The organism is Cyanobium sp. ATX 6A2, assembly GCF_024346355.1.
Classification (GTDB): domain Bacteria; phylum Cyanobacteriota; class Cyanobacteriia; order PCC-6307; family Cyanobiaceae; genus NIES-981.
Genome location: NZ_JAGQCU010000027.1, coordinates 18643 through 27243 on the forward strand (window position 1 = coordinate 18643; position 8601 = coordinate 27243).

12 protein-coding genes are annotated in these 8601 nt (G+C 65.2%); 8 read left to right on the plus strand and 4 right to left on the minus strand.

The window, feature by feature from the left end; all coding sequences use genetic code 11:
• Window positions 1-82: 82 nt before the first annotated feature.
• The 4 genes from KBY96_RS15600 (at window position 83) to KBY96_RS15615 (ending at window position 2158) form a co-directional block, all read left to right on the plus strand.
• Entirely contained in the window at window positions 83-334 is a 252-nt protein-coding gene (locus KBY96_RS15600; protein ID WP_254980464.1) for a type II toxin-antitoxin system Phd/YefM family antitoxin, read from the plus strand.
• Window positions 334-777, plus strand: coding sequence for a PIN domain-containing protein (locus KBY96_RS15605; RefSeq protein WP_254980465.1), 444 nt, complete (start codon window positions 334-336; stop codon window positions 775-777). The genes KBY96_RS15600 and KBY96_RS15605 overlap by 1 nt, the downstream gene beginning before the upstream one ends.
• A gap of 254 nt (window positions 778-1031) precedes the next feature.
• A complete protein-coding gene (locus tag KBY96_RS15610; RefSeq protein WP_254980466.1) occupies window positions 1032-1235 on the plus strand; it encodes a hypothetical protein in 204 nt (67 codons plus the stop codon).
• A 158-nt stretch (window positions 1236-1393) separates the two neighbouring features.
• Complete coding sequence (locus KBY96_RS15615) at window positions 1394-2158, plus strand: hypothetical protein (RefSeq protein WP_254980467.1); 765 nt, start codon at window positions 1394-1396, stop codon at window positions 2156-2158.
• Between the two features lie 465 nt (window positions 2159-2623).
• On the opposite strand, the gene KBY96_RS15620 is transcribed toward KBY96_RS15615, so the two are convergent.
• Window positions 2624-3589 carry a homocysteine S-methyltransferase family protein gene (locus tag KBY96_RS15620; RefSeq protein WP_254980468.1) on the minus strand — a complete coding sequence of 322 codons (966 nt, stop codon included), beginning with the start codon at window positions 3587-3589 and terminating at the stop codon, window positions 2624-2626.
• A 265-nt stretch (window positions 3590-3854) separates the two neighbouring features.
• The gene (locus KBY96_RS15625) at window positions 3855-4202 is read right to left on the minus strand and encodes a hypothetical protein (protein ID WP_254980470.1); all 348 of its coding nucleotides are present in this window, start codon (window positions 4200-4202) and stop codon (window positions 3855-3857) included.
• Between the two features lie 9 nt (window positions 4203-4211).
• On the opposite strand from KBY96_RS15625, the gene KBY96_RS15630 reads away from it, so the two are divergent.
• On the plus strand, window positions 4212-4811 hold the full coding sequence (locus tag KBY96_RS15630) for an alpha/beta fold hydrolase (protein ID WP_254980471.1): 600 nt from the start codon (window positions 4212-4214) through the stop codon (window positions 4809-4811).
• Window positions 4808-5185, plus strand: a complete 378-nt coding sequence (locus KBY96_RS15635) for a cupin domain-containing protein (RefSeq protein WP_254980472.1) — start codon at window positions 4808-4810, stop codon at window positions 5183-5185. Before KBY96_RS15630 ends, KBY96_RS15635 begins: the two co-directional genes overlap by 4 nt.
• Before the next feature lie 11 nt (window positions 5186-5196).
• On the opposite strand, the gene KBY96_RS15640 is transcribed toward KBY96_RS15635, so the two are convergent.
• Window positions 5197-5706 (minus strand): hypothetical protein, encoded by a 510-nt coding sequence (locus KBY96_RS15640; RefSeq protein ID WP_254980473.1) that lies wholly within the window; start codon window positions 5704-5706, stop codon window positions 5197-5199.
• A 604-nt stretch (window positions 5707-6310) separates the two neighbouring features.
• On the minus strand, window positions 6311-6676 hold the full coding sequence (locus tag KBY96_RS15645) for an AbrB family transcriptional regulator (protein WP_254980474.1): 366 nt from the start codon (window positions 6674-6676) through the stop codon (window positions 6311-6313).
• Window positions 6677-7071: 395 nt separating this feature from the next.
• Between KBY96_RS15645 and KBY96_RS15650 the strand changes: the two genes are divergently transcribed.
• Entirely contained in the window at window positions 7072-7521 is a 450-nt protein-coding gene (locus tag KBY96_RS15650) for a hypothetical protein (RefSeq protein WP_254980475.1), read from the plus strand.
• 643 nt (window positions 7522-8164) lie between these two features.
• Window positions 8165-8434: a hypothetical protein gene (locus tag KBY96_RS15655; RefSeq protein WP_254980476.1), complete on the plus strand. Its 270-nt coding sequence runs from the start codon at window positions 8165-8167 to the stop codon at window positions 8432-8434.
• The last annotated feature ends 167 nt before the right edge of the window (window positions 8435-8601 follow it).

Consider the following 8601-nt stretch of genomic DNA (forward strand, 5'->3'; position numbering starts at 1 on the left):
CGCACCGCGCTGGCACAAGAGCAGAGGCCTGCAGCAGCAACCCAATGGCATTACTGTAGTGAAACCCACTACATTGCAGGCCATGTCCCAGGCGGAGCCGGTTCTGGTCAGTGCCTCCGAGGCCAATCGCTCCTTCTCCGCTCTGCTGCGGCAGGTGGCCGAGGGGCAGAGCTTCACGGTGCAGTCCCACGGCCGCCCCGTGGCCACCCTGGCTCCGATCCAGACCGCCAGGCCGTCGTTGGTCAGCGCGCGCCAGGCCTTGCTCGCCCGGCTGGCCGCTCAGCCCGCCAGCGGCGAAGCCCGCACCTGGCGCCGCGATGCGCTCTACGACTGATGCGGGCGGCACTCGACACCAACCTGCTGGTCTATGCGGAGGGGTTTGGCGATGGGGAGCGGGTGAACGCCACCCGGGGGCTGTTGCGGCAGCTGGCGGATGCCGACCTGGTGGTGCCGTTGCAGTGCCTGGGGGAATTGTTCCGGGTACTCACCGGCAAAGCCGGCCGCAGCGCCCCGCAGGCGCAGGAGGCGGTGCTCGGCTGGATGGATGCCTTCCCGGTGCTGGAGAGCAGCGCGGCGGCCTGGCGTGGCGCCATGGACCTGTGCGTGGCCCATTCGTTCTCCAGCTGGGATGCTCTGGTGCTCAACGTCGCCGCTGAAGGCGGTGCCCGGCTGCTGCTCACGGAAGACCTGCACCCCGGTTTCAACTGGCGCGGCGTGCGGGTGGTGAATCCGCTGGCGGCCACAGCTGATGCGCTGCTGGTGCAGCTTCTGGGTTGACCAGCCCCAGAGCCTCCTCGGCGCCGCATCGAGCCTTCGGTGACGGCCGCGGGGAAGGGCTGTTCAAGGGCATCGCCTCCGGGGTGGAGCTGCCAGCTGCAGTGACCTACGAGGAGCAGACGCGCTTGCGGACTGGCCACAGATTCCACGGAATAGTACGTGTATACGTACAGACCCGTGGCCGCGCTTCGGCCTGGCTCCTACGTGTTGGTCCGCCACGGGGAGCAACCCGAGCCCTTTACCGCCTTGCTCCTGTGCGGGTTCACCGGCGCTCGTGGGCGATCGACATCTGGCAGGTGATCGACCTGGACAGTGAGGTGGTGACCTACGCCCACCCATCAGAGATCATCGCCGTGCTGGACGATCGAGGGCTTGAAGGACCCGACCGACGCCCCGAACACCAACCGGCTGAATCGGACCGGGAGGGCGTGGCAAGCGCCGTGGTCTTCGCCGAGTGAAGCTGCTCAGGGAGTCGCCGCGATTCAAAGGGATGGACCTCCATTCAAGAGTCTCAAGCTATTCTTGTATTCAGGCTGCTGTGCTTGCCATGCCAATCACCATGTCGTCTCCGTATGCTGTAATCAGTTCGTACCGATCCAAGCGACTTCTGGGATTGATGCTGGGTCTGCTGATGGGCGTGGCCAGCACAGTTGCTGCTCGGGTTGAAGCCGCCAGTTGCAGGCAAGATTGCCCCCTGTTTGACGGCGCCTCAGGAAGCCAAAGCCATCAGCTGGCCCAGAACGTCTCCGTGGAAACGGGACTGGCCCAGATGAATCATCTGATGAATGCTGGCTATCAGGATTTGCTGCCTTTTCTTCAGATCTTGAGCCAGTTAGAGAAGACGCAAACGGATGAACAGCTCCTCGCGATTGTTCAACGAGTTAAACCCCTAGCCGTGCGAATGAATCAGAATTTCAGCCAAGGTTATCAGGTGGGTCAACGGGCCATAGCGCAGCTACCGGCCGATCGGGTAGAAACCCAATATATGAACACGATCGTTATCCTGAGCGGGGTTGGAGCCGAAACTTTCAGCCCCTGGGTTGATCTGCTGACGGCAATTGAGCAAGCCTATGCCAGCCAAAATTCAGACCAACTCCTACGCGCGCTGCAGCAGCTGCCAGCCTCGGCTCAGAAGATCGAACAGTTCGCAAGCGCAACGCAATCGGTGATCGCCCAGGGCCAGCAACTCAACCAGAAACTTCAAGCCAGTAAAGATACTGGCTCCAGTGGAAACACTCAGTCGATGTCACCCTCTCAAGTCCGCATGATGATGCAGATGCGTCAACGAATGCATGAAACAAACATGAATATCATCCGAAACATCGGCTCAGATGGCGGCTGGCGCTACAATTACAGCACTGGACAAGGTGAATACTACTGAGCCAGGCTGACTCAGTCATTGCTGCAGACGTGACTGTTGATCGCCTTAATACAGCGGCTATTCTCTCATCGTCAGAACACAAAGCCGAATCAGCCTCGGCTGGCCGCTGATCTCGCTTCAGCCCCATGAACACGATGGGTGCCCGCCTTGGGCGGTGACTTCAGAACCCGTGACTTGTCCCCCCTTGTTGGCTTCGTTCTTCGAGAGCTGGCGAGTGGGCTGCTCGCTCTCTATTGCTTGAGGGTCTCCAGGAGTAACGCCAACTTGAATATCTACCCTTGCATTTCAGCGCAGTCGATCTGGCTTTTTCAGGATTCCCGAATGTAGGTGCGCACGCTCATCAGCCCCAGCCGGTCCCACCGGGCGTGGCGGGGTCGGGCGAGTTGCTCGAGGTGGGCCCGGAGGCGGTGGTGGAGGTCGTGGGCCAAGCGATGGAGAGCAGCCCCGGCGAAGCATCTGCTGGGTTCAGAGCCCTTGCAGGGCCTCCCAGAGCACGGGCAGGGTGGCGCGGGCGATCGCAGCCACATGCCGTTGGTCGGTGCCGCAGCAGCCCCCCAGCACCGCCAGGCTTGGCAGGCTCTCACTCAGCTGCCGGAACTCCTCACCCAGCTCCTGTGGATCGCCTGCATCGAGGCTTTCCGCCGCATCAAGCTCGGCGTGGCTCTTGAGGGAAGCATTCACCCGCAGCCCGCGAATCCTCTCTCGCCAGCGGCCGCCCTTCTTCAGGGTCGGGAACAGGTGGCTGGGGTGGGCGCAGTTGACCATGAAATAGGCCGCTGCAGCGTCGGATGCGGCATCGACCTGCTCGATCGCCTCGCCCAGCGGCTGGCCGCTGGGCAGACGGCCGTCGGTTTCCACCGTGAACGAGATCACCACCGGCACACCCTCGCTTGCGCCGGCGCGCACAATGCCGATGGCCTCAGGGGCGGCACTGATCGTGAAGGCCGACACCAGATCGACGCCCGCACCGGAGAGCACCCCGATCTGCCAGCGGTGGAACGCCTCCGCCTCCTCGGCGCTCATCTGCTGATCAGGCACATAGCCGTCGCCGCGGGGACCGATGCAGCCGCTGATCAGGATCGGTCTGGGCGGCGCCGCATCCGGTTCGGCGGCGGCTTCCGCCTCATGGCGCAGGTCGTGGAGCAGCTCGACCGCCTGCCGGTTGGCTTCCGCCAGCTCGCCGCTGTCGTAGCCCAGCTGCGGTCCCCAGGCCGGGTTGGCCCGCCAGGTGGGGCTCTCCAGCACAAACCCCGTGTCGGCCTCGCGCGCCAGGGCGAGATAGGTGCGGAAGTAGTCGGCCAGCACCTGGCGCCCCCGCTCGCGGCGCAGCAGATCGAAGGCCGCAAACCCGGGTAGATCGATCCCCTGGTGGAACACCAGGGTCGTCTCCAGCCCGCCGTCGCAGAGCAGGGGTTCCCTGTTCAGCTGCACCAGCGGACGGCGTTCATCCGACACGATTGAAAGCTGATGAACGGACGATCTATTCTTGTGCTGCATGACACCTGCCGTACATCCGCGAATGGGTGGAGGTGCAGGGGGTTGAGTCCGATGGCGCGGGGGCTCAGATGCCGGTCGGGCTCCCGCCAAGGATCGACAGCTGGACGGTGATCGGAGCCATCGCCGCCCTGCTGCTCATCTCGGTGGTGCAAGCGGCGTGTTCCGGCTGCCGGGCGCTGAGCTCCGAAGCCTGCGGTCTTCAGCTGGCCCGATCTGTTTCGCTTGCACCGAAACAGGCTGCAGTGCCCCAGAGCGCCTCGATCTCCTGGCGCTGCGCCGCGCAGGAGAACCGCTCCCAGAGAATCCCGTTCACGTCCACCGAGCTCTCCATCGCCGCCGCCTCCGCTTCCTCCCAGCCGAGATGGCGCAGCTGGCCCGCCTCGCCTGCTTTCACCACGCGGATGGAGAGATTCAGCCCCTCGGTTCGCCAGAGGGCGTACTCACCAGCAACCACGCACTCCGGCTCCATCCCCAGCCGCGCGCTGTAGTCGGCGATGGAGGCCTCCAGATCAGCCACGCCGAGGGCAAGGTGGAAGCGACGACCCATCGGAGTGCTGTGCCAGCGCTGGATCCTCCCACCAGGCTGCTGTTCCTCCCCGGTGCCTCAGGCAACACCGCCCACTGGCGGCCCGTGGCCGAGCGGCTCCAACACGGCGCTGAGCGGATCCATCTGGGCTGGCCAGGTTTCGGGGAGATCCCTCCGGATCCGTCGGTGAGGGGATTCGACGATCTGCTGGCGCTGGTGCTCACCCGCCTGGACCGCCCCACGGCCCTGATCGCCCAGTCGATGGGCGGGGCGCTGGCCCTGCAGGCCGCCCTCGCCGCACCCGGGTGGATCACCCACCTGGTGCTGGCCGTCACCTCCGGTGGGGTGCCAATGGCCGAGCACGGAGCCGAGGACTGGCGCGGGGCGTTCAGCCTTGCCCATCCGCGGCTGCCGGACTGGTTTGCCACCGCCGCGGTGGACCTGAGCGATCAGCTGCCATCCGTTGCGATTGCCACCCTGCTGCTGTGCGGCGATGCCGATCCGATCAGCTCGGCGCAGCTGGTGGTGCTGCCCGGCGGCACCCATGATCTGGCGGTGGAGCAGGCGGACGTGATCGCGCCGCTGATTGACCGGCATCTCAACCCGCCCCAGTCCCCCACCGCCCCATGAGCAAGACCACCTGCAGCTACTGGAACCCGCTGCACGGCGAGCAGCAGCACCGCTGGCAGTGGCTGGACGGGCTCGAGGGGCAGGTGGAGGCGCTGATCCTCAGCCACGATCCGGCCACCGAGGAGTTCACCCGCCTCACCCGCTTCCACCCCGGCGCCGACACCAGCGCCTTCGGGGCGACGGTGCACGACTACCCCGAGGAGATCCTGATCGTGAGTGGCCGGCTGTGGGATGAGGCCTTCGGGATGTGGCTGGAGAGCGGCCATTACGCCAGCCGCCCGCCCGGCGAGGTGCATGGCCCCTTCCGCAGCGATGAAGGCTGTGTGGTGCTGGATGTGTCCTTCCCGCAGCGGTTGGCGCCGAGCGATTCCTGAGGCCCGTTGCTTCAGGGCCAGGGGATCTCGGCAAGGGCCCCACGGTGGGGCATCGCCACCCAGTGCATGCGCGGGCCGTCGTAGCTGAAGAAGCACTGGCGGTGCTCGGCCCGGCCCAGTTCTCCGTCGCGCTCGTCGTAACCCGTCACCCACTCCAGCAGCGCAGGCAGCTGCTGCTCCTGCGCGGCGGCTGAGGCGTACTTGTGGGGTTCCCAGGGCCGCGAGCGGCAGTTCTCCAGGCAGACATCCACACCGGGATCCAGCCAGATCAGCCGGGGATGGAACGCCAGAGCGATGCGCACCAGGCTGGCGTAGCAGCCCTCCACCACCCAGCGCTCGTGGCTTTGGCAGAAGCGATCCACCTCGACTTGGGCCAACGCAGGATCGCGCGGCACAGCGACCTGGCCCGGCTCCCAGGCGACAGTGTCGAGATCGAGCCGTTCAGCTTTTCCCCTCTCGGCCAGCCAGCTGGCCAGGGTGGTCTTGCCGGAGCCGGCATTGCCGAGAATCGCCACCCGCATCGGCTGCTGAATCAGGGCCGTGGGAGCGATTCTCAGCGATCGAACGCCTTGTTCATGAACAGCCTTGTCGGCAGGTAACGGCTGTTCTCAATTGCCTTGGCGCCCATTGCCGGATCACCGCGCTGGTCCGAGGGTGAAGGCATCGCTCCCGGGAGGCACCAGCCATGGACGACACCCCACCGCAGCAGATCCCAGGAGCGCGCTGACGATCAGGCCCCTGCTCCAACATCCTCACCCGATCTCTGGTCTCCCAGGCGTGTGACGCCGACGCCGTCCACCGCACTGCTTACGGCTCAGCCCTCATGGCTGCGTCCCAGGTGCCCCGGACCCCACGGGAGGCCCCACTGGTCTCCTGGCCCCAGGCGCCAGCGTCAGCAGCTCCGCCCCCACCTCGTTCAACCGCAAGCCCGGTGGCCCCGCCGCCGGGCTTTGTCATGGGTGGAAGGGCAAAACCATGAAAAAGGCGCCCCGTATCGGGCGCCTTTGGGCCGGTTGCCGGGTTTTGGACTCGCACCGCCCGGGTCGGGGCCTCTGGTTCATGAACACACCCGCTGGCTGGCTGGGTCAGTGCGGCAAACCGATCAGCACTTGTGCCAGCTGCGGCTCACTCCTCCTCGTCAGCAGCCCCGATGGGAACGAGCTTGATCTGCTTGCGGCCCAGCTTGATCTCGAACTCATCGCCGGGCTGCAGTCCCAGCTGGGCGGTGTAGGCCTTGCCGACGAGAAGGTTGCCGTTGAACTGCACCTTGGTCTCGTAGCTGAGCTTGCGGCCGCCTTTGCCCCGGCCCTGGCCCGGTTCACCCAGGCTTACGCCCTTGGCTTCCAGCAGGGCTTCATAGAAGGCGGTGAAGTTCAACCGATCGCTGCCGTCCTTCTTGGTGCTCACATAGCCGCACTCGCGCACCAGTTCAGACTTGGTGGCGTCGCCAAATTCCTTGACCTTGGCGAGCAGTTCGGAGCCGGTGAGCATGGGAGTGTGGCGAAGTATTTGTACCCTATCGCATAGCCGCATGGGTGCAATGGAGGTCATCTGCTGAGTGCTCTCTGCGGCAAGCCTGCTTTGTTTGGACATGGGAGCCCAACCTGCTGCAGCTGACGGCCAGCAAGTTCAAGGAGGGCTGGAGAGCATGGTCTTGCCGCCGCAGGCCATTCGATAGGGTGCAGGAAACGACCGCCAGCTGCGGCTCAGAACCACTGGTGCTCATCCACCATGACCAGCGGGCCCATCTCACCCTTGCCGGATAGCGACTCACTGCCCCCATCGATCAGAGCGGTTAGATCAGCGCGGCACCCACCAGGGAATGACTGGGGGGTGAAGCGCTTGCGCCACAGTGGCCATCAGGAGCCCAGCCGCGCCCATCAGCCATGACCCCTTCCCTGCGTCACGGTCTGCGCCTGATGAGCCTCTGGCTGGTGTGGCTGCTGGCCATGTTGTTTCACGTGGACCTGGGCCTGATGCCCCTCTTCCACGGTCAGTCGCCGGAGATCCATAGCCATGTGGAGGCCTCAGCCCTTCCCTGGCTGTTCGGGGCCATGCTCGGTTACTTCCTGTTGCCGCTGATCGCCGTGGTGCTGATCGCCTACGCCTGTACCTCATCGGCACCGCCGCAGCGTTGGCGAGCATGGCGGCGGATCCATTTCTGGTTCAGCGTGGTGTACAGCGTCACCAACCTGCCCCACCTGATCGCCGACATCCTTGTGCCGGATGCTCGGGTCGACCAGATCGTGCTGATGGCGGGGCTGGTGGTGGTCGGCCTGCTGATCAACCTGGAAGGCTGGAGCTGGTGGCGCAACGAACCAGCCGCGAACGGCTGATTCGCTGCTGTTGGCGGCGTCCACGATGGGTGCAATCCGGCGAGGCTGACCGTAAAGGTGATCGTGGATCTGTGTGGGGCCGATCGGCGTGGGCGTCAACCTGGCGCCCTCCATCGCCGCCTGCGAGGGCACCGGCTCGCCGGGCAGCAACTCGCCGCTGGTCACCTTCAGCACCTGGTTGTGGCGGGTCCAGCGGGTCCGGGGAAAGTGCAGCACCTGGCGGCCATCGCTGAGCCAGCCTTCCCTTGGCGAGAGCGGAGGACGCTTGCCGGAGGCCATGGCCAGCTCAGCCCGCTTCCGGCGCCCAGCCCCGCTGGCAGGTGAGGTCCTCGCTCCAGCCGTGGCAGCGCGCCACCAGGTGCTCGCCCTGAACATTCAGGCCCTGGTGCTCCTGCCGCAAACTCAACTCTCCGGGACCAAGGCACCCACCTCACGTCCTGATCGATCGACGCCCATGACACCGGCGAAACCGGGCAGCTGGGCTCAGCGGTTGGCGACGCGCCAGACCTGATTGGCACCTGGATCCAGCTGGGCACATGGCCCATCCCCTGACATCCCGCCTAGGCTCCTACTGGACAACGGTGCGGCACGACACACCGGGTTCCGTGGTGAGGTAACAGGCTGAACCCCTGAGGACCAGCGAATGACTCCGGTTGCGTTTCGGCAGGCCCCTACCCAGAGGGTCTATCGCCTGATTGATAGCTGCTGTGAACCCCACCGCCAGCTCGATACCGACTACCCCAGCCTGGATGAAGCGATCGGTGATGCCGTGGCCTGGATTGAGCAATGGATCGATCGGGATCCCCAGTGCTCCCTGATCGGCGTGGAGTTGCGCACGGCCAACGGTGAGTGGCGCACCTGCCGGCTTCCGAGCGAGCTGTTGTGCCCATTGCTCTGCGTTCTGCCCGGCTGAGCAGTCTGGATACGGCCACACCTAGGCCAACAGAAAACCCCCCAGGGCCTATTAGAAGTTATCCAGAGGCGAGTGGCTGCAGTGCTTCCTGCCACCCAAGTACCCGCAGCAATCCCTTGATGTCGTGGGCCAAGGCGGCAAGCCCCTCGGTGATCGACCAGAACCCA